Here is a 24,059-nt window from a genome sequence, read left to right as displayed (position 1 = left end):
CATGGCCTATGTACCCTAGCTGAAAGTTTTGTGTTTGTATTCTGTACGTTAGTACTATGTAAAAAAATAAATGATTCACGCATCATACAAACACCAACACGGCGCTTCGGGTCATGGCACATCTGAAACGAACCGGTTAAAGAGGTAATTCATGTTAAGCATGATTGGTCTTGTGGGTGGGCTTGCCCTGCTTATCATTCTGACGTTACGCGGAATGAACTTATTTATCAGTGCGCCGCTGTGCGCCGTCATTGTTGCATTGTGTAGCAACGTCCCCTTATTTCAGGGTGAACTCAATTTTGTCAGTGCTTACATGGACGGTTTTGCTGCATTCGTCGCAGCATGGTTTTTCATGTTCTTGCTCGGCTCTATTTTTGGTAAGTTCATGGAAGATACAGGGGCTGCTGACAGTGTAGCTAAGTGGATTATTAATAAGCTTGGTCGCAAACAAGCCATGCTTGCAGTCGTGCTGGCCTGCGCTATTTTAACCTATGGGGGGGTTAGCGTATTTGTAGTGGCGTTTTCGGTTTACCCGATGGCCTTGTCTTTGTTTAAAGATGCCAACCTGCCCCGCCGATTTATCCCTGCCGCCTTGGCATTTGGCTCGGTTACCTTCACGATGACTTCAGCCGGCTCACCAGAAATTCAAAACTGGATACCTATTCAATACTTGGGCACCTCACCATATGCGGCATGGGAAGTGAGTCTTTTCGTCGCTGTACTTATGGCCTTGTTCGGTTATTGGTGGTTGAATCGCTTAATCGGCAAAGCCGTTGCTAATGGTGAAACTTTTGAAACTCGTGCTGATGACCCCAAAAACCTTGAGCGCGAATTGCCGTCCCCAATAAGTGGTTTGGTACCTTTGATTGTCGTGTTGACTTTAAGCTTCCTGTTTCATGAAGAACTTAAACAAAACGCTCTTATTATTGCATTGTCAGGTGGTGTTTTAGCGATTGCGATAATTAACCGCAACTATTTCCACAATATATCTCAGGCTCTAACTGAAGCATCAACCGGCGCGCTAGTAGCCATTGGTAATACCGCGGCAGTGGTTGGCTTCGGTAGTATCGCCAAAGTAACTCCAGCCTTTGAGCAAGCTGTGGCTTTTATGACCAACCTACCAGGTAATGAGCTTGTCGGTGCTGCCGTTGCAGTAAGTGTCATTGCCGGTTTAACCGGTTCTGCGTCAGGTGGACAAGCCATCGCGTTACCCGTACTAGGGCCCCACTATATTGATGCCGGCGTAAACCCAGATCAACTCCACCGCATTGTGGCAATTTCATCAGGTGCGCTCGACTCATTGCCACACAACGGCTATGTAGTAACAACCATTCGCGGTATCTGTAAAGAAACGCATCAGGCTGCTTACTGGCCAGTTGCGGCCGTAACCGTGGTTGTTCCTTTTGTTGGTTTAGCTATTGCCATTGGCTTGTTCATTTGGTGGTAACAGGAGTACACCAGTATGTTTGAAACCACACAGCAGTCACACCCGGTCTTAACAGGTGATGCACAATCAAGTCAGCTGCTGATCATTGATCTATTGCGTCATGCAGTACGCCGACACCCAACGCAAGAAATCGTCTCGCGCCGTATAGAGGGAGATATTCATCGCTACACCTATGCTGACTGTTACCAGCGCACCAGTCAGTTGGCTCACGCCTTAACCGAGCTAGATATACAACCGGGTGACCGAATTGCCACCTTAGCGTGGAATACTTATCGTCATATGGAGCTATATTACGCCGTAAGCGGTATTGGTGCGGTTATTCACACCGTCAATCCGCGTTTGATTGCAGATCAAATTCAGTGGATCATTAACGACGCTGAGGCGACTTGGCTGTTTATTGACATGAGCTTCATGCCATTGCTTGAAGAATTTGCTAATGATCTAAAAACCGTCAAAGGCGTCATTGTTTTGTCTGATGAAGCAGCGCAGCCAAAAATTGAAAGCTTAGGCTTACCTGTGCATAACTACGAAGCGCTATTGGCAAATCGGCCTCAACAGTTTGACTGGCCAGTTTTCTCCGAAAATACGGCCGCCCTGCTATGTTATACCTCGGGCACAACCGGCAACCCAAAAGGCGTGTTAACCTCTCACCGTTCAACCGTGCTACACGCTCAAGCAACTGCTAGCGCTGAGCTATTAGACTTACGTGACGACACAGTACTCATGCCGATGGTAGCCATGTATCACGTGGGGGCATGGGGAGCTCCATATGCAGCGCCATTGGCCGGCTGCAAATTAGTACTGCCAGGGGCTGGTATGTCCGGTGACGCGATGTATGAACTCATTCATTTGGAACAGGTTACGGTAAGTCTTGGGGTACCTACTATTTGGTTAACCTTACACAGTTATTTAAGCGAGACTAAGCAAAAGGTTCCTTCATTAAAACGAGTTTGTGTTGGCGGAGCAGCGTCTCCGTTGGGGCTCGTGAAAATTTATGACGAGTGCTACAACATTTATTGGCAGCCTATTTGGGGTATGACAGAAACTGGGCCGCTGGCGTGTTCAGCGCCACCAACAGCGCAGTTAATGGCATTACCTAAAAATGAAAGATACGCCATACAAACCACTGCTGGGCGCGCCTGCTTCGGGGTAGATATGATGATTGCCGATGCCAACGGAAATGCGCTACCCCATGATGGCGAAACCTCTGGCGAACTGCGCGTACGCGGCCCTTGGATAACAAAGCGCTATTTTCAGCGTGATGACCCAGAAACATTTCCCGATGGTTGGTTAGCAACGGGTGACATTGCAGTTATTGATAGCCACGGCTACATGAAGGTTGTTGATCGTAAGAAAGATGTGATTAAAAGCGGTGGCGAGTGGATAAGTTCGCTCGAAATTGAAAGCATTACCAGTCAACACCCCGCAGTGAAAGAAAGCTGTGTCATTGGTGTGAAGCACCCTAAATGGGATGAGCGACCTTTGCTTCTAGTTGTACTAAATACCAAAGCAACTATCGGCAAACAGGATATTTATGAGTTTTTAGCTGGGAAAATAGCCAAGTGGTGGACCCCCGACGACATTTTAATTGTCGATGATTTACCACACACTGGAACCGGTAAGCTAATCAAAAATGAACTGCGCAAGCAGTACTTCAATTACCTGATGGAGCAATCATCATGATTTCGCGTTTAATAACTCCTTTTTTAATTGCGGCATGTATTGCGTGTAGCTCTGTGGCTCATGCCGATCTACTCGTTACAAAGAAGACCTTCAGCACCAAAAACTTTAGTACCGTAAGCGGCGAAACTATTGCTGAAGTTAATGTCGGCTGGGAAGCCTATGGCAAGCTCAATGAAAATAAAGACAATGTTATTCTTATTACCCACTTTTTTTCGGGCAATAGTCATGCTGCTGGCAAATACACCCCAGATGACCCACAACCCGGTTACTGGGATGCAATTATTGGCCCCGGCAAAGCGATTGATACGAATAAATACTACGTAATTAGTTCTGACACTTTGGTGAATGCTTTTCCTAACTTGCCACATGTTGTTACGACTGGGCCTGCATCAATTAACCCTGAAACAGGTAAACCATACGGTTTAGATTTTCCGGTAGTAACTATTCGAGACTTTGTAAACGTTCAACATGCCCTGTTGCAAAGTTTGGGTATCAACAAGCTGCATGCTGTCGTCGGTGCGTCCATGGGTTCATTGCAAGCGATTGAGTGGGCGGCGGCTTACCCTGACATGGTGGAGCGCATGGTGTCGGTAATTGGTGCGGGCGCAATGGACGCCTGGACCATAACCGCTCTTGAGCATTGGGCACGGCCTATTCGCTTAGACCCAAACTGGAATGGTGGGGATTACTACGGTGGACAAGCACCGCTAGCTGGCGTTACCAACAGTTTAGTCATGATTACTCAGCAAGCTATGCATCCAGTGGCCTTCAATGCAATGTCTCCGTCGCAAGAAGTATTACCTAAATCAGCACTCGACAGCGTGCTGAATGGCCTACCCGCCACCGACTTTTGGTTTGGTGGCGCCACGCAACGCGCACCGCTGGCAGACGCCAATCATATTCTTTATTTAGTTCGTGCAAATCAGCTTTTTGTCGCGGGTCATGATAAAGACTTGGCAACAGGCCTTGCACAGGTAAAAGCAAAAACACTATTTCTACCGGCAAAAAATGATTTGTTGCTGCAACCCTATCTGGCGAAGCAAGCCGTGGAGGTTTTAGAAGCACAAGGCGAGCAGCCTAAGTACGCTGAAATTGATGGCACCTTCGGGCATTTAGACGGTGTTTACAATATTCAATCTAAAGCAGATGAGTTAGCAGAATTTATCAATAACTAATGCGGCAGAGAACACCGGTTTAACCGGTGTTCTCTTCGGTTTAATTGCCACCCAAAATACCTTTTAGCTTATCTTTTAATTTGTCTTCTATAGCGCCTTCGAACTTGGATTTTAATAAATCTTGAAGCTTCTTATCGCGTTGCTCAGCATCAGACAGCAAGCCTTCAAATGCTGCTAAATCGTCTTGGTTGTCACCTAAAAAGCTATTAGATTGTTCTTGCAGACGGCTCTGCAGGCCAGACAATTCAGCTTTCCCAGCGTCTAAAGCCGCCGCTTTAAGTGCATTTCCCAACTGACGATCTAAATCAGAAGCAAAGCTGAACGTTGGCTGTGTTAGCTGGCCAGCAATATCAGCATTGATATCTAACCGGTTTAGCTGAGTTAGCGCGTTGGCAACTACAGCTGCCCACTTATTGTCAGCCTCTGCTGTCACGTTCATGTCGGATAGCCGAACGGTACCACCGCCGTCGAAGACACTGTTCTGCAAAGTTACTGTGCCTTCAGAGTCTAGTAACGAGGCTAATAAGGTTGCTGTAAATTGACTTTGCTCACTCAGCTTAACATTGTCCAACCGAATACCTTGAACTTGCCACTGCTGTTTTGCATCTATACCCTCTGCTGTTAAAGCAAGTTCACCGTTGAGGTTTAATAACTTCCATAAAGCCGAATTGGCTGCACGCGCTACAAATGTCGTAGGCTGACCGAGTTGCTCATGCTGATGCGTGATATTTGCCCAATCTACGTCCAATACCGATTCGCCCCAAGCAAATTCGGTTTTGGCTTTTTTGATTAAAAATGACGGTGGTTGTTGAGTATCGCTAAACTCAAACCAAATACCTTCTCCGCGTTGTGGCTTGATCAGTTTTTCATCAGCCGAGCGTGCCAACATTGGCGCTAATTGCTCATAAGCAAGCAGCATATATTCGCTCCACCGACGCATTTGTTCACCGAACAATACCGCAGTTATTTCGCTTAAACCTTCGCTATTTAACTGCATGAGTTGTTGAGCACGTTCCATATCAGCGGCTGGCGCAGCTTTCACTGCTGCAAACGCAGCCTTTAACTGCGATATAGATTGTTGTGCAGATGCTTTTATCTCATTAACTTGCGCTTTGTCAGCCTCAAACTTTTCTTTCAACGCAGTAAATTCTTCGCGCTTTTGCTGCAACTGTGCTGGCGTTTCAATTTTACTCTCACTAAGAGCTTTCAATTGTTGTTCATATTCAGCTAGCTTTTCGCGAGTAGGCAGCTTCGCCTTAACGTCTTCAAGTGTTTCTTTGCTCTGCGCAATAGATGCTTTAGCTTGCTCAATTGCCGCAGGCGTTTTTAAATCAAGGCGAGCAATAATGTCATCAGTACTAGGTAAGCTTAAATTTAGCGACTCAAGCCCCTGTTTAGCCCAAGCCTTGGCATCCTCTTTAGTTGGCGCGGCATAAACCTCACCCGGCGTTTGGCGAGGTTGGAACGCGCGAATACCTGAACTAACCACATTTTCAAAGTGCAAGCGGCCCAATAGCAATTGCTCTAGGTTCAGTTGCGCGGTTACTTCACCAATCACCAACCGATTAATTTGCGGCTGCGCTGGGTCGGTTACCTGTATGCCAGATATTTTGACACCTAAAGGGCTCCAGCTATGCTCAACCGACTCAATATTGACTTCGGCTCCGTTCAAAGTGCCCACAGAGGTTTCAAAAGTCCACTTTAAAATAGTGTCTAACAGCAACCAGGTAAACGCTGCTAACAATGCACAGATAATGACAAATGCAGCTAAGCCTGGCCAGCGAATAGCACTGCGACGCATCTGCGGCTTTGATGTTGTATCAGTCATAATGATTAGCCTCGTAACTCTGAATAAATAGCCCAGAACCTGTTGGCCTTAAGCATTTGTACAATTTTGAGTTTATTAAACCAAGTTTGAATGCGACGCCGATACTGGGTGATAACATAAAAGCTGCCCCCCAATAAGATAGGAGCAAACGCGATACTTAGAAGTAAACTGCCGAGGGTAATAGTGTGGTGGAATTGCATGACCCGCCAAAAAGCTGACTGATATAACGACTGCCACAACGGTTGCCAACTTTCATGCGAGAGGAAGTAGAAGCCTACTTGGTGAAACCATGGGTCGAGTAAATAGGCAATCGCTGAGCAGACAGCAAAACTCAAAATAAACCCAGTTAGGTTAATTCGAAATAACAACGCGATCAGTAAAATAACCAGATTGTGCACTCGCCATAGTGGTGTAAACCCCATCACCATACCAAGCACAAATGCAAACGCTAACGCCCATGCACCAGACTCAGAGTTGAGTGCTTTAAAAAACTTTGCCAGCAAAGTGAGCATATAAATAAACTCCACGCTATATTTGTAACAACAAGAATAGCTTACATGGACCAATAGGGCTATTTTTCATAGTAAAAATTTACCGAAAAATATATTTCGTAGGGCTATTGTTTTTTGATCAAATTAAGCTAAAAATGCGCGGCAAATTAGCATTGGAGCAATCATGCAAAACTCAGCTTTAATCATTCTTGATGACATTACCGACTGGCAGCCGTATTACCCTAGCCAGTCAACCGTTACCGCTAGTGAATACTTACTTCAAACATCAAGTAAAAGTCGCACTCAAATCCTCAATTTGTGCGGCGATTTAAGCTATTTATCAACTGGCTATTACGTTAGCTTGTTAGCGGAAGCTCGGGGGCAGCGCGTACTCCCGTCGGTTACTACAATTAACGACTTAGCCAACTTTAATCATTATCAGTTATTACTCGCGAATACTGATAAAGCGCTGAACAAATTTCTAAGCGCCGCCGACAAAGAAAAGTCAGTTCGTGTGCTTATTTGCTTTGGACAAACAGAACAACCATTGCTGAGTAACTTCGCACGACAGATATTTGATCGCTACCCCTGCCCCATCATATGGGTCGAGTTCAGTTATCAAGGTCGTTGGTTTATCAATCAACTAATTGCCGGCGCACTGCCAGATTTATCCGACGACCAACAAACGTTTTTTGGTGACGCTTTGGATAGCTTTAGTAAACGCGTTTGGCGCAAAGCACGCGCCCCCAAAGAGTACCGCTACGATTTGGCGATTTTGCACGACCCTAATGAACCGATTCCAACGAGCGATAAGAAAGCACTGCAAAAATTTATTAAAGCAGCCAAAGAAGCGGACATTGATGCCGAGCTTATTACCGCTGAAGACTACAATCGATTATTGGAGTTTGACGCTTTGTTTATTCGCGAAACAACGCGAATAAATCATTACACCTACCATTTTGCTAAAAAAGCAGAAGCAAACGGCATGGTGGTTATTGACGCACCGCATTCAATTTTGCAATGCGCCAATAAAGTATTTTTGAAAGAGCTATTAGACAAACACCATATTCCTACACCACGCACCGAATTATTGCTTAGCCAACAAGAACTTGACTACGCAAAAATTGGTGAACGTTTAGGCTACCCGGTGGTATTAAAAATTCCAGATGGTTCTTTTTCAATTGGCGTTGAAAAAGCCGAAAATGAACAGGAATTTCGTCGCGTTGCTGCAGAGTTATTTAATAAATCGACGATTTTGCTCGCACAAGAATTTGTGAAAACTGACTTTGACTGGCGTATCGGTATTTTAAATAATCGACCAATTTATGCCTGTAAATATTTTATGGCGCGTAATCATTGGCAAATTTACAACCATGCTAGCTCAACTAGTCGAGCCAAGTCTGGTGGGTTTGAAACTATAGGTGTGCATCAGGTACCGAAAGACGTAGTGCGCACAGCGTTACAAGCCACGCGCCTTATTGGCGATGGCTTGTACGGTGTCGACATGAAAGTTACTGCAAAAGGGCCGGTTATCATTGAAATTAACGACAATCCGTCGATAGACGCGGGAGTTGAAGACTTGCTGTTAGGTGACGAGCTCTATCACATTATTATGCGCGACTTTGCTCGTCGTCTTGATGAAAAATAATATGCATAACGCAACCCAGAACTGCCATTTTCGTCAAGCAACAAGAGCTGATGTCTCAGCTCTTGTTGAACTCGAACGGCGCTGTTTTGATTACAGCAGAATGGGACCAAGAAGTTTTTCTCGCTTAATAGCCGCCCCCTCAGCACATGTCTATTTATGTGAGTGCGATGGCAAATTAATGGGCTATTTATTACTTCTTACTCGCCGCAATAGTCGTATCTGGCGACTTTACTCAGTAGCCACCGCGCCAGCGGCCCGTGGTGTAGGTATTGGTAAACGGTTGCTTGAATTCGCTATCAATACCGCCAAACAGCACGGCGCTAGTGCCCTCAGCCTTGAAGTAAAAACCAATAATGTTGCTGCCATACAGCTCTATGAAAAGTATGATTTCGCGGTAGTTGACGTGCTGCCCGAATACTATGATGACGGCACCGACGGCTACCGCATGCGTTTAAGCTTTTCACCATTAGCTAACGATCTGGAAAGTCAGTAAAAATGCCGTCGACGCCTAGCTCAGTTAACCAAGTTTTTAGCTGCTGATAACTGTCAACACCTTCAGGTAAGTTGTCTGCCCGTAACGTATAAACATGAACCAGTAAACCGGCTGCGTGGGCGTGTTTCACAATATCTGAAAACTGCGGGTTACCATGCTCATCGAACCCGAGAAAAATATGATTTAGCCACAAACCAACTCCGGCAGCATAGCTTCGTAAGGTTTCCAAACCTGCTGCTGTGCGCATCATATCGTAATCTATATCGCTTTCATTCCAACTGTTTTCGGCAACCAGTTGAATCAGCGGAATTTCAGTTCGAAACTCACGCTTTAACCGGCGCAATACTTCAGGGTCGAAGCTTTGCAAATAGATCGGCGCAGGCGTGTCAGTTTGAGTAAAGTTGTAGCGAGCCAAAACGCCCATGGTTGATTCCACGAGGTCATAATTTTGTTTTTTGTGCCAGCGGGCACTTTTCATTTCAACATAGATTCCGGTATCACGAGCGCGACTCGCATTGAGGCCCAGAATAAGTTCTATTTGCTGAGCTAACGACATAATATGGAAATGACCGGTTTGGCTATTAAATCGACTCGGATAACGCTGTTGCCCTTCTTTATTGCGCCGCTCGTGCACCTTCAACTGTTGTAGCTCTGCAAAAGAAAAATCCATGACATAATAGTGCCCATCAGGCCGATATTTCTCTGGAAAAACATCAGCGACGTTAGTCACCGCATCTAGGCGCAAATCATGCAGTACTACAGGCACGTGGTCTCGTGTGAGCACCACGTCTTGTTCAATAAAATCAGCATTTTGTGCGTGGGCTATCGCAACAGCAGGAAGAGTGTGTTCAGGGGCGTACCCCGATGCTCCGCGATGCGCAATAATAGTTAAAGAGTGACTTAATGGCGCCGCTGTTGGCTGCTCCAATACCGGTGGTTTAAGTATTTGCGTATCCAGAGTGACAGGGGCAAGTGTTGGCGGCGTCACATCCTGAGCAAGCGCAGATGCTGCTGCACCCCATACAATAAATGCAGCACCGACTACTTTTTTCATACTTGAGTTTAAGATTGCTTGTACCAAACTTGCCCACCTTGATCTCGATAACGCGCTAACAGCTCTTGGATAGGTTCAGGCTCGGTGCGAACGCCGCGCTGTTGCAAATAGTCTTTGTTGTATAGCTTGCTGGCAGAGCGCTCACCTAAGTCACAAGCAAAGGTCACAATGGTTTTACCTGGCCCATGCAATAACGCAGCTTGCAGAGCTCCTGCTACGTTCAAACATGAACTGCTGCCCAGCACTAGTCCTTCTTGTTCAACCATATAGCGAGACAAGGTGACCAAGTCGGCATCCGGCAGGTTAACTGCTGCGTCAATGCGTGCTTGTTTGAAGTTCTCGACCAAACGCATAATGCCGATACCTTCCGTAAACGAACTACCTTGGCTTACGTACTCGCCGGTTTTTAAATAGCTGTATATGCCGGAACCATCAGGGTCGGCCAACCACACTTGCAGATCAGGATTACGCTCTTTTAAATATCTAGAGTTACCCGCAATAGTACCGCCTGTACCCGCAACCGAAACAAATATATCGACCTCGCCTTTGGTCTGCTCCCATATTTCTGGCCCTGTTGTTAAATAATGGGCTTCAGCATTGCTAGTATTTTCAAATTGGTTTGCCCACCAGTAATCGTCACGTTGTTCGGCTAAACGGCGAGCTGTATGATAAAAGTGGTTTTCGTTCTTGAATGGCACTGGGTCAACGGTTTTTAACTGTGCGCCGTGAAGGGTAATCATGCGTTCTTTTTCTTTACTCTGATCATTTGGCATCACCGCCAACATGTTCAGACCAAAAGACCGCGCCACCAAGGCTAAACCAATGCCGGTATTCCCTGCTGTTCCTTCTACAACGGTCATACCCGGCTCCAATTCGCCACTTTTTAACGCATCGGTAATGATTTGTAATGCTGCACGATCTTTTATTGAACCACCGGGGTTTTGTGACTCCAATTTCACAAAAATTTCGCAGCCCGTTAAGTCAGATAATGCATTTAATCGCAATAAGTCTGTTTGCCCAATTAACTCTGCAGAACGCTTGGCTACTTGCATGAAAACTCCTTCCTAACGTAACGGTTCAACTTGCAAAGCTTGCCCATAACAAACCCAGCTAGCACGACATGAATCTGTTTTTTCTTCGCGGCATGCGCGTAATACGACACGGTTTGCACTTACCTTGGCTGCGGCAATTTTCAACAACACAATCGCCTTTTCTTGGCTTGGCTTGTCGTCAAAAATGTTTGCTTGGCACGAACGACCTTCAACGTCGCCTAAACTGATCACACTGACATCTGTGCGAGAAAGTTCATAGGGGCGCATAAATTCAACTGAATCGGCCGCAGCGATATTTAAATCTAACTCATTCGACTGCTTCATTGTACAGCCCAACAAAGCAAAAATGACGATAACAACGGAAATGATTTTCATGGCGCTACCTTAAAGCTCGAGCGTGTTTCACCCAACATTACGGGGCTTGCAGCATCTTGTAAAGATTGATTTATTATAAGGTATCTTCACGCAATGCACATGTTCTTCGCGGCAAGTTAAGTTACCAGACAATACCCACCAAACCTTTAATAAAGACTCGCCATTATCGTGCAATGATGCACCAAATCGGTGCGAAATTTGGCTATTTGAGACTTTTTAGGTGGCTTTTCAACGAAATTTGTTGGCACGGCAATTGCTTGAGTAAACATGGACCGTATTTAGGTCATGACTCATTGAGGAACCACTATGCAACTTATTATTGCAATTATAAAGCCCGCAAAGCTCAGTGACGTGCGCGAAGCGTTAGAAGAGCTTGGGTGTCAAGGGATGACTATTACCGAAGTGCGCGGTTTTGGTCGTCAGAAGGGCCACACAGAACTCTATCGTGGGGCTGAATACCGTATCGATTTTCTTCCAAAAATTCGCATTGATATTGCTGTCATTGAAGAGCAAGTTGAAGCGGTTATTGATGCAATTCAAGAAGCTGCTCATACCGGAAATACCGGTGACGGCAAAATATTTGTTACCCCACTTTCCAAGGTCATTCGTATTCGCACGGGCGAAGTTGACCGCTTTGCCGTTTAGGAGTGAATCATGTCTTTATCAGAACTTAGCTATGCAATCGATACGCTTTTCATTTTAGTCAGTGCCGCTTTAGTGATGTGGATGGCGGCTGGCTTTTCGATGCTTGAAGCCGGGCTTGTGCGCAGCAAAAATACCACCGAGATCTTGGTCAAAAATATACTGTTATACGCGCTTGCTTGTATTTGCTTCCTCAACGTCGGCTATCAACTCATGTACGGTAATAGCACGCCCTCTGATTACGCACCTAACGCTTACATTTTCTTTCAGTTAGTGTTTGTTGCAACCGCAATGTCGATTGTTTCTGGGGCAGTTGCAGAGCGTATGAAACTATCCATGTTTCTTATTTTTGCGATCATCATGACAGCAGTTATCTACCCAGTTTCGGGAAGCTGGGTTTGGGGTGGCGGTTTCCTCAGCCAACTAGGATTTATCGATTTTGCCGGCGCAGGAGTGGTGCATATGGCCGGCGCAGCGGCAGCTCTAGCCGGGGTGCTTATACTTGGCCCCCGTAAGGGCAAATATGGTCATAGTGGCGCTGTATATCCAATACCGGGTGCTAATATGCCGTTAGCAAGCCTGGGCACTCTTATTTTGTGGTTTGGCTGGCTTGGTTTTAATGGGGGCTCACAATTAACCATTCATAACATGGAAAATGCAAATAGCGTTGCAACTATCTTTTTAAATACAAATATGGCTGCCGCTGCGGGCGCTTTAGCAGCCTTTTTGATAACCCGACTAATTTGGCGCAAAGCTGATTTAACCATGATATTGAATGGTGTGCTTGCAGGCTTGGTTGCAATTACCGCAGAGCCGGCAGTTCCAAGTGTACTTAGTGCTACCCTTATTGGGAGCGGCGCTGGTGTCATTGTAGTGTTGTCGATTGTCGCTTTAGATAGGTTAAAAATTGACGACCCCGTGGGCGCAATTTCCGTGCATGGTGTGGTTGGTGTTTACGGTTTAATCTGTGTGGCACTCACTTCCGCGAATGCAAGCTTAAGCAATCAGCTGATTGGCGCTGCAGTTATCTTCACTTGGGTATTTAGCTGTAGTTTAATTATTTGGTGGTTTCTAAATCGAGCATTCGGTATTCGCCTGAGTGTCGAACAGGAATATACCGGAGCTGATATTGCCGAATGCGGCGTAGAAGCCTATCCGGAGTTTGTCTCGGCCAAAGGCCGATAACTTTTGCAAACAAATAAGGGCTGCCGCGGCAGCCCTTATTTGACGATTAATTATCGGTGGTGTTTTGGTTAAAATCAGTCATGAATATCTGCCACATAGCCATAAACAATGCTGCAACTAGGGGCCCGATGACAAAACCATTAATACCAAACAACGATATACCGCCAATGGTTGAAAATAACACCACATAGTCAGGTAGTTTCGTGTCTCGGCCTACCAATATTGGCCGCAGCACATTATCAGCCAAACCAATAATAATAGCCCCATAAGCCATTAATACCGTTGCACTTACCCATGCCCCTGTGGCATATAAATATAACCCGGCAGGGAACCAGACTAGTGCCGCGCCAACCGCTGGTATCAGTGATAAGAAAGCCATAATCACGCCCCAAAGTAGCGGCGCTGGAATGTCTAAAATCCAAAATATAATGCCGCCTAAAGCACCTTGTACTATAGCTACAACTAGGTTCCCTTTAACTGTGGCACGGGTAACTTCCACGAACTTTTGAAACAATGCGTGCTCACGCTCATCACCTAGAGGTAACGCTTTAATAAGCAGCTCTTTTAACGTAGCGCCATCGCGCAGCAAGAAAAACGTAAGGTACATCATTAACGCAAGGCTAATAAAAAAGCTAAACGTGTTTTGCCCTATTGCTAAGGTTTCTTTTGCCAAAAATTTTGACGCAGCCTGAATTGCGGAAGTGACTTGCTCACGAATATCATTGGGATTAATACCAAACTCAACCAATAGTTTATCAACGACCGGAAATGCGTCTCGTAATTGCAATAACATCTGTTTAGGATCAATTTCCCCTGAGTCAATGCGCTGATACAACTGAATACCTTCTTGTACAAACGCCATGCTCAGAAAGATAACTGGAATAACGACAATCAACATGCATATAGTTAGGGTTATCAGCGCAATTAGATTGGGGCGATCACCAATTTTTTGGGCAAGGAAACTTTGTAGTGGCGAAAAAATAACGGCCACCGCGCAGGCCCAAAATATAGCCGACCAAAATGGTTCAAGAATGAAGCCAAATGCGATAGTCACCGCTGCTAGTAAAGTCAAAAACGAACGACGTTCAAGCTGTTCTCGCATGGGAGTCCTTGTTCTTTATTAAAATCAAGTTAATATTGTCAACAAAACAACCAGTGAGCAAGTTATGAAAACAATAACAGATCATTTAGCCGGCTATGCTGCTTATCACCGTGACAGCCGTAATATTATGACCCATTTAATCGGAATTCCCATGATTGTCGTCGCCATACTTATTTTATTGTCACGGCCCTCATGGACAGTTTTTGAAGTCATGTTATCTCCGGCTATTCTAGTTAGTGCCGCTGCTGCGCTGTTTTATTTAAAACTCGATGTCATGCTAGGGCTACTGATGACCTTACTGCTCGGTCTAGCTGTCTGGTTCTCTAGTCATATGGCCTTGCTACCAACTGCTGCATGGTTAAGTTGGGGTATTGGCTTGTTCGTTGTTGGCTGGGTATTTCAATTTATCGGTCACTATTTCGAAGGCAAAAAACCCGCTTTTGTTGATGACATTATGGGCTTAGCGATAGGTCCCCTGTTTGTCGTTGCCGAAGTTGTATTCTTTTTGGGTGGCAAAAAGCAACTGCACCGCGATATTGAAGCGCGATTTGCCAAATAAAAAATAAAAGCCACAACATTTGGGTTGTGGCTTTTAACGTTTAGTTGTTTTCTTTCACTTTTTTGGTTGGTGGATTTACCCAAATTACATCAACAGCAGACTTCTGCGCTGCTTGCTCTACCGACGCAATATAAGTTTGATCAACCACAGTTTTGGTACCTGCATTTGAGTTAGGTGTTTGTGAGCATCCAAGCAAAAATAGTCCGATAATTATCATCATTGCAATGCGCATAATTCACCTCCACTTAGGCAAAAACACAATTTATCAAATGCACCCTAAGCAGAAATAAGTATAGTTCACAAATTGAACAAATGTGATGATTTCAACGTATCAGCATCATGTTGAACGATTTTATGGGAACGTTAATGGTAAAAAATTTAATCGTATTAATTAGTTGTGGTCTACTTGTCGCATGTTCTTCTGGAGACTGGCGCACCGCTTCACGAGAACCGGCTGGAATTGCACCTCACCCAAATACCGAAACAGAAGCTGTTATCGAAGTATACGCTGCTGATGCCTTTGGGTGGCGAGGTTGGTTTGCCGTGCACACATGGATTGCAGTAAAACCAAAAAATGCGAAGGAATACACTGTTCATGAAGTTGTTGGTTGGCGCGTGAATCGTGGCCAACCTGCCCTGTACAGTTACCAAACTGTAACGCCTGATAGGTACTGGTATGGTGCCAAGCCAGAAAAAGTATTATCGCTTCAAGGCGAGCAAGCGGCAGCTTTAATTCCCAAAATTAACGAAGCCGTAACTCGATACCCTTGGGCTAATGAATACGAAGCCGTTCCAGGCCCCAATAGCAATACATTTCCAGCTTGGATTGGCCTGCAAGTACCAGAGCTTGGCCTAGAATTACCCTTTAGTGCTATTGGTAGCGGCTATGCTGACAACGACCAGTGATATGGTCGTTGTTTTCACCACTTTTTTGCATAACACGCCAAACGAAACCTTAATGAAAAACATAACCCATTGAATTAACGAGCATAAAATTAATGGCCTAGAAATTGCATGGTATTCCGCTATAGTCAATAACAACGAACACAAGGAATTTATCATGCCAGTTAAATTAGAAGATCGCCCTATCGAACAAGTGCGCGAAGAAACAGTTGATAAACTTATCGTGAACTACAGTCACGCCATTATCTCTGCCGAAGCATTCGAGCGCCGGCTTGATGAAGCCATGGCAACAGAATCTCATCAACAATTGGTTGACCTTGTTGCAGACTTACCGCTTGAAGCGGACTCAAAATATGACGCGCAAAAAGAGCGTTCGTTTACCCCAAACTATAGTGCAGGCCAAGCCGAGGAAGACGACAAGCTCATCAGTATTTTGGGCTCTAATGTACGCGAAGGACAATGGGTTGTGCCAAAGAAAATTCACGTGGTTGATATTGTCGGCTCGGCAAAATTAGACTTTACTGATGCTATTTTTCAGCACCAGCACGTTGAAGTTAATGTCGCCAACGTTTTAGGCAGTCTAGATATTTATGTTCCCGAAAACGTGAATGTAACGACTCGCATGTTCAATATTGTTGGTTCATCTGAAAACCGTGCACCATCTATTGCTAACCGTCAGGCACCACAAATAACCATTACTGGCTATTCTGTATTGGGCTCGCTAGAAGTGTCCGTAAAACGCACCATGAAAGAAAAGTTTGTCGCCTTTGCCAATAGCATGCGTGAAGCTTTAGGTATGCCTAAAGCGAACAATTAATGCGAGTTGCCGCTAAGTAGAACCGTGCCAACAATAAGCACAATATGAAATGCCAGCGGCAAAGCCATTAATGCAAATAGAGTTAACTTAATACGTGTGTGTTGCATACATCCCCCGTGTCCAACACACAGTCTAATGAGAACGATTCTCATTTGCAAACAAATAATTGACCAAGACAATTGCAGCTAAAAACGCGATAATAGCCGCCGAATTTTCAATCAGTGGTCTATTTTGTCATGGAAATAAAAGTAAACTTTCTCGATAACCTACGTCTTGAAGCGAAGTTTGATGATTTTACGGTCATCACCGATCAGCCTATTCGCTACAAAGGCGATGGCTCCGCACCAAGCCCCTTCGACTATTTTTTAGCATCGTCGGCCATGTGCGCGGCTTATTTCGTGAAGGTTTATTGTTTATCGCGCGATATTCCAACCGAGAATATTCGCCTGTCACAAAACAACATTGTCGACCCAGAAAACCGCTACAACCAAATTTTTAAAATTCAGGTTGAGCTGCCGGAAGATATTTCTGATAAAGACCGTCAGGGTATACTGCGTTCCATTGACCGCTGCACCGTGAAAAAAGTCGTGCAAACCGGTCCCGAATTCCAAATCGAAGTAGTCGAGAACCTTGATGAAGACGCGCAGGCCTTGCTCATGGGCAAGCCAGAAGGCAGCTCATTAACTTACATTGAAGGCAAAGACCTACCGCTTGAAAAAACCATCGCCAATATGACGCAAATACTTGCCGATTTAGGCATGAAAATTGAGATCGCTTCTTGGCGCAATATAGTGCCACACGTATGGTCATTACATATTCGCGACGCGGCCTCGCCAATGTGCTTTACTAACGGCAAGGGTGCCACCAAAGAAGCCGCCTTGGCATCTGCGCTTGGCGAGTTTATTGAGCGGCTAAACTGTAATTTCTTCTATAACGATCAGTTTTTTGGGCAAGACATTGCCAACGCCGAATTTGTTCATTATCCGAATGAAAAATGGTTTGCGTTAAACGACGAAGATAGCCTTCCAGAGGGGCTATTAGATGACTACTGCTTGCCCATATACAATCCCGATGATGAGCTGCAAGGTTCTCACTTAATTGACACCAACTCGGGGCGCAGCGACCGCGGTATTTGTGCGCTTCCGTTTGTGCGCCAATCTGACGGTGAAACGGTTTATTTTCCGTCAAATCTTATTGAGAACCTCTATTTAAGTAATGGGATGAGTGCCGGCAACACCTTGCCTGAAGCGCAAGTACAATGTTTGTCGGAGATTTTTGAGCGCGCGGTAAAAAAGCAAATTATTGAGCAAGAGATTGCTTTGCCGGATGTTCCCGCCGAAGTTTTAGCCCAGTACCCCGATATTGTTGAAGCCATTGAGGCGCTTGAAGCACAAGGCTTTCCAGTATTAGTCAAAGACGCATCGCTAGGCGGTCAATTCCCTGTTGCTTGTGTCACATTAATGAACCCACGCACGGGTGGTGTATTTGCTTCTTTTGGCGCGCACCCAAGCTTTCATGTGGCATTAGAGCGAAGCCTTACCGAACTGCTACAAGGCCGGAGTTTTGAGGGGCTAAACGACTTTATGCCGCCGACGTTCAATAGTATGGCAGTTACCGAGCCTAACAACTTTGTCGAGCACTTTATTGACTCCTCGGGCTTAATTTCATGGCGCTTTTTCAGTGCACGCAGCGATTACGAATTTTGCCAATGGGATTTCTCGGGTACAAACCAAGAAGAAGCTGATAACTTATTTGCTATTTTAAGCCAGCTGGGCTTAGAAGCTTACATGGCAGTTTATACCGAACTTGGCGCCCCTGTGTGCCGCATTTTAGTGCCGGGCTATTCCGAGGTTTACCCAATTGAAGACTTAGTTTGGGATAACACCAACAAAGCTCTGGATTACCGCGAAGATATTCTCAATCTGCATCGTTTAAACAACGAGCAGTTAAGTTCACTGGTTGAGCGCCTCGAAGAAAGCCAATTGGATAACTACATTGATATTATTACCTTAATTGGTATTGAGTTTGATGAGAATACGGTTTGGGGCCAGCTAACCATTCTTGAACTGAAGCTGTTAATTTACTTAGCCTTAAGCCGCCATGAAGAAGCCTACGAGTTGGTTGAAGCGTTCTTGCAGTATAACGAGAACACCGTTGCGCGCGGTTTATTCTATCGTGCAGTCAGTGCCGTGTTAGAAATTGAATTAGATGATGAGATGCAGTTAGATGACTATTTGCCGAATTTCCGCCGCATGTTTGGTGAACAAACCATGGCAGAAGTGGTCGGCGCGGTAAACGGCAGCGTGCGCTTCCCAGGCCTAACCCCAACGAGCATGAAGCTTGAAGGATTAGACCGACATTTGCGGTTGATTGAAAGCTATAAAAAACTACATGCTGCACGCGCAGCAAAAGCAACTGCATAAAAAAAACGGGCCTTTCAAATAAATAGGCCCGTTTTTTTAACCCTAAGTACGCTTAGGCAAAGATTAAGAAATAAGCTACCGCCGCAATTAATACCGGCGACATAATACCGGCAATAAAACGGAAGACTTTGATACACCAGTTCGGGCACTCTTTTTCAAGTTCACCACGAATAACCGGCCAAATGCGCCAGCCGACAAATACTGCCGCGAGCATGCCGCCTAACGGCATGAGAATATTCGAGGCGATAAAGTCCATAATATCAAACGGCGTTTTACCAAAAATACTAATACCGTCGGCCATGGCGCCAAAGCTTAGTGCTGCAGGAATACCTAACACCAAGAAGTTGGTGCCGGCGACCCATAACGTGGCTTTTTTGCGGGCAATATTGTATTCGTCAATCAAGAAAGCAACCACCGGCTCAAGAATAGAAATAGACGAGGTAATTGCAGCAAACAACAACAATAAGAAAAAGACGATGGCTAAGAACTGGCCACCAGCCATTTGCGCAAACAACGCTGGCATGGTGATAAAGGTCAAACCTGGGCCTGCCGCTGGGTCAACGTCAAAGGCAAATACCGCCGGCAAAATCATTAAGCCAGCCAGAATTGACGCCATAATCGCTAGAAAGGCAATCCAAAGACCTGAGTTGATCACCCGTGTTTCTTTACCCAAGTATGAGCCATAGGCAATCATCAAGCCAGCACCCACTGACAATGAAAATACCGCTAGGCCCAGTGCATCAAGCACCATACGCATGCTTAGCTTTGACCACTCTGGCGTAATTAAATACATCAAGCCGTCAATGGCACCCGGTAGCATTAAGCTGCGCACCACTAAAAATAGCATCAGCACAAACAAGGTCGGCATGAGAATTTTACAAATACGCTCAATGCCTGATTGCACACCGGCAATAACAATACCCGCGGTGATCGACAAGAATAAGAAGGTATAAACCATGGCCGGTAATGGCGCGCCAATGAAGCTGGTGAACGCCGCTTCTAGCTCGGCTCCGTCAGTAGTCAAGACATCACCGCGTACAGCTTCGAACACATAGGCGATAGTCCAGCCGCCGACAACCGAATAAAAGCCAAGAATAAGAAACACACACAACACCGAAATCCAACCGGCGTAATGCCACTTACCGCCACCAAGTGCGCGATATGCTGATGTCGCTGATTTGTTGGCATGTCGGCCAATCATCATTTCTGACAACATCATGACAGCGCCCACACTAAATACGCAGGCTAAATAAACCAGAAGAAACACCCCACCGCCGTTCTCACCAGCAATGTATGGAAACTTCCAAATAGCACCCAACCCAACTGCAGAACCTGCTGCAGCGAAAATAAACCCGATTTTTGATCCCCAAGATCCACGGTTCTCTGTCATTGCCGTCATAATTTATTAGCTCGTTATTATCTTTTTATAATATGAAACAGACCCGAAAAAAGTCGTGGCTACACTTTAGAGATTTTTTGACCGAATGAATAGACTTGTTTGACAGATATCAAAGAAAAAAGGGTGAGCAGCCGTTCGTGGCTGCTCAAGTGTAAGGAGGGCTAGGTCAGCAACTTAATAGCAACCATCCCAGTTAAAAGGCCGGATATAAATGTCATGGCTAATAACCACATTGGCATCGCAGACAAATTCGCTTTCGGCTGAACGTTAGTTGGCTCCAATTGTTCAAGCTCAGTACGCTCAATTTCAAAAGCACTCGCTAGCGCCTTACTGGTTTCAAGCGAGGCAATACCATGCAGCTCGACCCGTTGAATAGTACGTAAACTCAAACCACAAATATCGGCGAGCTGTTGCTGCGTCCAGCCTCGCTCAGTGCGCGTTTCACGAATAAATGAACCGTTCAATTGCATGGTAACTTACCCTTTTAACGCAGTGGCTAAAGCGCCGCCAATAAAATAGCCGATAACACCGCCAATAAGCCCTAAGACAAAAATAGTAAGTATGGTTTTCCACCAATTTTGGCTGCTGCCTGTGGTTTTTAGAATACGCTTCATATTCCAAACATCTGAGTCAATTTCTTCGCCATTTACCCACAAGGTAATTGAAACTGGCCCCGTGAATAGGTTCCCTACTTTCAAGCGTACTCTTATCTGCTTGTCCTCTAACTCAAACTTGTGTTCTGAGGTAAAGCGCCAGGTTAGTTTTTCAGAAATTAGCTTATCGTCGACATAAACAGATTCTTTGCCGGTTAAATAGGATGCTTCCACGCGAATAACATGGTCGCCAATATCAAAGAAACTAACACTGTGATTGGGTTTGGTCATATCTGAAGTGGTCATAGGTATTTCCTTCGCAGTTATCAAGTTTAGATAACCGTATTACAGCATGGCCTACTGCAATGTGTGACGACAGTTAAGCGTCAGTTGCACCATTGTCGTATGACAGTGACACGACACTGCTCGGTTTTACTGTTCACAAGTGACGTTGGCAATATTATGGCGCAGTTGGTAGTTCACCATGCCAACACTCTAACGGCAGGGGCATTTGTTGATCACCGTCGCTAATATACAACTGGGCATCGCTAATCATTACGCCCCAATGTGTTGATCGTGTCAACTTGGCAGCAATAATGACTAATTCTTCTTGTGCTAAAGCTAGCACACGCACATTATCTAAATGTCCAAACTGTGGGATTGTTTTTTCTCGCCATAATCGTGCGTTGCCATAAACGACCACCGACATTTGTGGTGCTCGGCGGCTAGCTTTAATGACACGCTCCGCATCGGGTTGACCAACATCAATCCAATGCTGTATCTCGCCGGTTAGGTCTATCTCCCATAAAGCAGCTTCATCGCTATCAGATAGGCCGCGGCCAAAAGCTAGCTGTGGATGGTAAAAAATCGCGTACGACAATATACGCGAGGCGAGTCTAATTTCTGTTTCAGACGGATGACGGGCAACGGTAAACTTGATACTTTCATAAACACCACGATCGGTATCGGAAATATCGAGAGTGACTTTATATGGAGTTGCTTGCAGTGCCATTTGAATTCCAAGAGTTGGATTAATGGTGGCCCCTCCCAGATTTGAACTGGGGACCAACCGATTATGAGTCGTTATGCCATGGGTTTCATTGAAAATCAAAAAACACTCAAAACCCATACAAATAAAGGACTCAGTGAAATTACAGCCGTCATAAGCTATCACAATAAATCACGAAATAGCCAGACTTACTTGACCCGTTACTTGACCCGCAACTTGACCCCTCAGTCTCATTCGGGCAAACTTCGCAAAACAATTAATCTTATACTTTCAATGAAACTTACGAACACATCTATCAAAGCCCTCCCCTCAAAAAAGGGAAGCTATTACACTTGGGATGACTCAGCTGGACGAAACACTGGACGCCTTGGCGTTAAAGTGTTCCCTTCAGGAAAGCGAACATTCTACTTTCGCTACTTTAAAGATGGCAAGCCGGTCTTCATTGGTCTTGGTGTATTTCCAGATGTCAGCTTAAGTGACGCTCGCACCCAAGCGAAACAATACTCAGTGCAATTGAGCCAAGGGCTATGTCCAAAGTCATTGATTGAAGAAGCACACGAGCAAAAACGACAAGAGCTACTTCGTCAAGCTGAAGTGGAGAAAGAAGGCTCGATACAGCAACTGTTTGAGTACTATACCAGCCAAATGAAAGCCGCGGGGAAACGGACGTACCAGCAGGTTCTTCGAGATCTTGAAAAGGAAGTCTATCCAGTAATCCCGCCGGAAACTAAGGCTAAGAATGTCAAACGTGAACAGTTAGTCCGCGTGTTAGGACTGATGATTCAACGGGGCGCGAAAACTCAATCAAATCGAGTTCGCTCATACCTTCAAGCTGCATTTAACGCTGGTTTAAAGCACGATAATGATCCTGCAAACATGAATTCAGATGTACTTTTCGGCATTGAGCACAATCTCGTAACAGCGATACCACGGCAGGCAAATGCGGAACGTGCACTCGATAGAGTATTGACTGAAACCGAGCTTCGAGACTTCGTGCACCGCATTAAGAACGGCGAATTTGCGACGACAACACAGTTTGCTTGTCTATTAATGCTCTATTCCGGAGGCCAACGTCCGTTTGAGGTAATTAACTCAAGATGGGAACATGTTGATCTCGTATCGAATGACTGGCTGATACCGGCTTCGTTATCCAAAAACGGTAAGGATCATATTGTACCAATTACGCCTAACCTGAAGTCTCTTCTGCTGGCGCTACACGAGCTAACTGGGCACACTCCTTACTTGATACCCAACCGTATTAAACCAACCGAACCCGGTCGCACAGACTCGCTGGCGCGCTCATTCACGAGATACTGTGAAAAATACTCAGTAGAAAAATTCACACCACGAGATATCCGGCGCACCTGCAAAACATTGATGACTCGTCATAACTTCTCGACAAAGGAAATTCGCGACCGATTACATAACCATGCTCTCGACGATGTATCGAATAAACACTACAACCGGCATGACTATCGCGTGGAAAAAGAATCGTTGCTTATAGATTGGAACGACTGGATATCGCGTTTGTAACAATGTAAATTACGCGGCTTTTGTTTGAGAGTATACGAATGAGCGAATTTCGCCTATCAACCACCCTCGGCACTGTGTTGGGTAAACTAAATAAAAAGCCGTTAATAAAATCTCATGTCAGTCAGCAAATAACGGAATTGAATCCCTTATACGGCCAAAACAAGAATAAGACGCAATTGACACCGCTTAAGAAGCTTGCCGAGCTTCTTGTTAGGGTAATCGGTCCTCAACATCAAACTGTGGTTTTAGTTGATGATTCGTTGGTTCGGAGCATCACAGTTAGTCATAATTTCTGGCACACTCATAGAAATCATGGTGTAATCCCCCCGAAAAATCGGAGCAGTTATAAGTAGAAAATTCCGTTAAACTAAAACGAAGGAGTTTTCTATGCGCAAATCACGATACACAGACAGTCAGATCTTAGCGATTCTGAAACAAAACGAGAACGGTATACCGGTTCCAGAGCTTTGCCGTGAACACGGTATGAGCTCAGCTCAATTTTATAAATGGCGCGCCAAGTTTGGCGGCATGGACGCATCGATGATGAAGCGTCTCAAAGAGCTTGAGGACGAGAATAAACGCCTCAAAAAAATGTATGCCGAAGAGCGACTCAAAGCTGAGATCCGCAAGGAAGCCCTTGAGGGAAAG

At 45.3% G+C, this 24,059-nt stretch carries 24 protein-coding genes; 13 read left to right on the top strand and 11 right to left on the bottom strand.

Annotation, left to right across the window (positions count from 1 at the left end; translation table 11 throughout):
- Positions 1-151 precede the first annotated feature (151 nt).
- The 3 genes from ASC40_RS09305 to ASC40_RS09295 are packed head-to-tail and all read left to right on the top strand — an operon-like array spanning position 152 to position 4,305.
- A complete protein-coding gene (locus ASC40_RS09305; RefSeq protein WP_055439536.1) occupies positions 152-1,447 on the top strand; it encodes a GntP family permease in 1,296 nt (431 codons plus the stop codon).
- A gap of 15 nt (positions 1,448-1,462) precedes the next feature.
- Entirely contained in the window at positions 1,463-3,130 is a 1,668-nt protein-coding gene (locus ASC40_RS09300; RefSeq protein ID WP_055439535.1) for a long-chain fatty acid--CoA ligase, read from the top strand.
- On the top strand, positions 3,127-4,305 hold the full coding sequence (locus ASC40_RS09295) for an E22 family MetX-like putative esterase (RefSeq protein WP_055439534.1): 1,179 nt from the start codon (positions 3,127-3,129) through the stop codon (positions 4,303-4,305). The genes ASC40_RS09300 and ASC40_RS09295 overlap by 4 nt, the downstream gene beginning before the upstream one ends.
- Before the next feature lie 40 nt (positions 4,306-4,345).
- Here the strand turns inward: ASC40_RS09295 and ASC40_RS09290 are convergent, their stop codons facing one another.
- Complete coding sequence (locus ASC40_RS09290) at positions 4,346-6,133, bottom strand: TIGR03545 family protein (RefSeq protein WP_245622254.1); 1,788 nt, start codon at positions 6,131-6,133, stop codon at positions 4,346-4,348.
- A gap of 5 nt (positions 6,134-6,138) precedes the next feature.
- Positions 6,139-6,645 (bottom strand): TIGR03546 family protein, encoded by a 507-nt coding sequence (locus ASC40_RS09285; protein WP_055439533.1) that lies wholly within the window; start codon positions 6,643-6,645, stop codon positions 6,139-6,141.
- Between the two features lie 163 nt (positions 6,646-6,808).
- Here ASC40_RS09285 and ASC40_RS09280 point away from each other — a divergent pair, with 163 nt between their 5' ends.
- Both ASC40_RS09280 and ASC40_RS09275 read left to right on the top strand, forming a co-directional pair.
- A complete protein-coding gene (locus ASC40_RS09280; protein ID WP_055439532.1) occupies positions 6,809-8,272 on the top strand; it encodes a RimK family protein in 1,464 nt (487 codons plus the stop codon).
- The gene (locus tag ASC40_RS09275) at positions 8,262-8,765 is read left to right on the top strand and encodes a GNAT family N-acetyltransferase (RefSeq protein WP_342666855.1); all 504 of its coding nucleotides are present in this window, start codon (positions 8,262-8,264) and stop codon (positions 8,763-8,765) included. The genes ASC40_RS09280 and ASC40_RS09275 overlap by 11 nt, the downstream gene beginning before the upstream one ends.
- On the opposite strand, the gene glpQ is transcribed toward ASC40_RS09275, so the two are convergent.
- Genes glpQ through rcsF form a run of 3 tightly spaced genes read right to left on the bottom strand, consistent with a single transcriptional unit; the run spans position 8,743 to position 11,246 of the window.
- Entirely contained in the window at positions 8,743-9,846 is a 1,104-nt protein-coding gene (gene glpQ / locus ASC40_RS09270; RefSeq protein ID WP_211256882.1) for a glycerophosphodiester phosphodiesterase, read from the bottom strand. The two genes, ASC40_RS09275 and glpQ, sit on opposite strands and share 23 nt — an antisense overlap.
- Positions 9,828-10,871, bottom strand: a complete 1,044-nt coding sequence (locus ASC40_RS09265; protein ID WP_055439530.1) for a cysteine synthase A — start codon at positions 10,869-10,871, stop codon at positions 9,828-9,830. Before ASC40_RS09265 ends, glpQ begins: the two co-directional genes overlap by 19 nt.
- 12 nt (positions 10,872-10,883) lie before the next feature.
- Positions 10,884-11,246 (bottom strand): Rcs stress response system protein RcsF, encoded by a 363-nt coding sequence (gene rcsF, locus ASC40_RS09260; protein WP_055439529.1) that lies wholly within the window; start codon positions 11,244-11,246, stop codon positions 10,884-10,886.
- Between the two features lie 306 nt (positions 11,247-11,552).
- Between rcsF and ASC40_RS11880 the strand changes: the two genes are divergently transcribed.
- Positions 11,553-11,891 carry a P-II family nitrogen regulator gene (locus ASC40_RS11880; RefSeq protein WP_055439528.1) on the top strand — a complete coding sequence of 113 codons (339 nt, stop codon included), beginning with the start codon at positions 11,553-11,555 and terminating at the stop codon, positions 11,889-11,891.
- Positions 11,892-11,900: 9 nt separating this feature from the next.
- Positions 11,901-13,073: an ammonium transporter family protein gene (locus ASC40_RS09250; protein ID WP_055439527.1), complete on the top strand. Its 1,173-nt coding sequence runs from the start codon at positions 11,901-11,903 to the stop codon at positions 13,071-13,073.
- A gap of 46 nt (positions 13,074-13,119) precedes the next feature.
- Here the strand turns inward: ASC40_RS09250 and ASC40_RS09245 are convergent, their stop codons facing one another.
- Positions 13,120-14,175, bottom strand: a complete 1,056-nt coding sequence (locus tag ASC40_RS09245) for an AI-2E family transporter (protein ID WP_055439526.1) — start codon at positions 14,173-14,175, stop codon at positions 13,120-13,122.
- A 64-nt stretch (positions 14,176-14,239) separates the two neighbouring features.
- Between ASC40_RS09245 and ASC40_RS09240 the strand changes: the two genes are divergently transcribed.
- Complete coding sequence (locus ASC40_RS09240; protein WP_055439525.1) at positions 14,240-14,734, top strand: Mpo1 family 2-hydroxy fatty acid dioxygenase; 495 nt, start codon at positions 14,240-14,242, stop codon at positions 14,732-14,734.
- Positions 14,735-14,774: 40 nt separating this feature from the next.
- Here the strand turns inward: ASC40_RS09240 and ASC40_RS09235 are convergent, their stop codons facing one another.
- Complete coding sequence (locus ASC40_RS09235; RefSeq protein WP_055439524.1) at positions 14,775-14,966, bottom strand: hypothetical protein; 192 nt, start codon at positions 14,964-14,966, stop codon at positions 14,775-14,777.
- Positions 14,967-15,100: 134 nt separating this feature from the next.
- Here ASC40_RS09235 and ASC40_RS09230 point away from each other — a divergent pair, with 134 nt between their 5' ends.
- The 3 genes from ASC40_RS09230 (at position 15,101) to ASC40_RS09220 (ending at position 18,877) form a co-directional block, all read left to right on the top strand.
- A complete protein-coding gene (locus tag ASC40_RS09230) occupies positions 15,101-15,640 on the top strand; it encodes a DUF3750 domain-containing protein (RefSeq protein WP_055439599.1) in 540 nt (179 codons plus the stop codon).
- 154 nt (positions 15,641-15,794) lie between these two features.
- Positions 15,795-16,454, top strand: coding sequence for a LiaF domain-containing protein (locus tag ASC40_RS09225; RefSeq protein ID WP_055439523.1), 660 nt, complete (start codon positions 15,795-15,797; stop codon positions 16,452-16,454).
- Positions 16,455-16,690: 236 nt separating this feature from the next.
- A complete protein-coding gene (locus tag ASC40_RS09220) occupies positions 16,691-18,877 on the top strand; it encodes an OsmC domain/YcaO domain-containing protein (RefSeq protein ID WP_055439522.1) in 2,187 nt (728 codons plus the stop codon).
- 52 nt (positions 18,878-18,929) lie between these two features.
- Here ASC40_RS09220 and ASC40_RS09215 read toward each other — a convergent pair whose 3' ends face one another.
- The 4 genes from ASC40_RS09215 to ASC40_RS09200 form a co-directional block, all read right to left on the bottom strand.
- Positions 18,930-20,276, bottom strand: coding sequence for a sodium-dependent transporter (locus ASC40_RS09215; RefSeq protein WP_055439521.1), 1,347 nt, complete (start codon positions 20,274-20,276; stop codon positions 18,930-18,932).
- A 161-nt stretch (positions 20,277-20,437) separates the two neighbouring features.
- The gene (locus ASC40_RS09210; RefSeq protein WP_055439520.1) at positions 20,438-20,746 is read right to left on the bottom strand and encodes a helix-turn-helix transcriptional regulator; all 309 of its coding nucleotides are present in this window, start codon (positions 20,744-20,746) and stop codon (positions 20,438-20,440) included.
- A 6-nt stretch (positions 20,747-20,752) separates the two neighbouring features.
- Positions 20,753-21,175: a hypothetical protein gene (locus tag ASC40_RS09205; protein ID WP_055439519.1), complete on the bottom strand. Its 423-nt coding sequence runs from the start codon at positions 21,173-21,175 to the stop codon at positions 20,753-20,755.
- 154 nt (positions 21,176-21,329) lie between these two features.
- The gene (locus ASC40_RS09200; RefSeq protein WP_055439518.1) at positions 21,330-21,881 is read right to left on the bottom strand and encodes a YaeQ family protein; all 552 of its coding nucleotides are present in this window, start codon (positions 21,879-21,881) and stop codon (positions 21,330-21,332) included.
- Positions 21,882-21,944: 63 nt separating this feature from the next.
- Here ASC40_RS09200 and ASC40_RS09195 point away from each other — a divergent pair, with 63 nt between their 5' ends.
- Both ASC40_RS09195 and ASC40_RS09185 read left to right on the top strand, forming a co-directional pair.
- Complete coding sequence (locus ASC40_RS09195) at positions 21,945-23,411, top strand: tyrosine-type recombinase/integrase (RefSeq protein WP_082432539.1); 1,467 nt, start codon at positions 21,945-21,947, stop codon at positions 23,409-23,411.
- Positions 23,412-23,798: 387 nt separating this feature from the next.
- Positions 23,799-24,059, top strand: a 261-nt coding sequence (locus tag ASC40_RS09185; RefSeq protein ID WP_055437759.1) for a transposase, incomplete at its 3' end; no start/stop codon positions are given.

The sequence above is a fragment of the Pseudidiomarina woesei genome (assembly GCF_001418345.1).
Lineage (GTDB): Bacteria > Pseudomonadota > Gammaproteobacteria > Enterobacterales > Alteromonadaceae > Pseudidiomarina > Pseudidiomarina woesei.
Note: the sequence above shows the minus strand (reverse complement) of the source record. Positions and strands in the feature narration are given on the sequence as shown.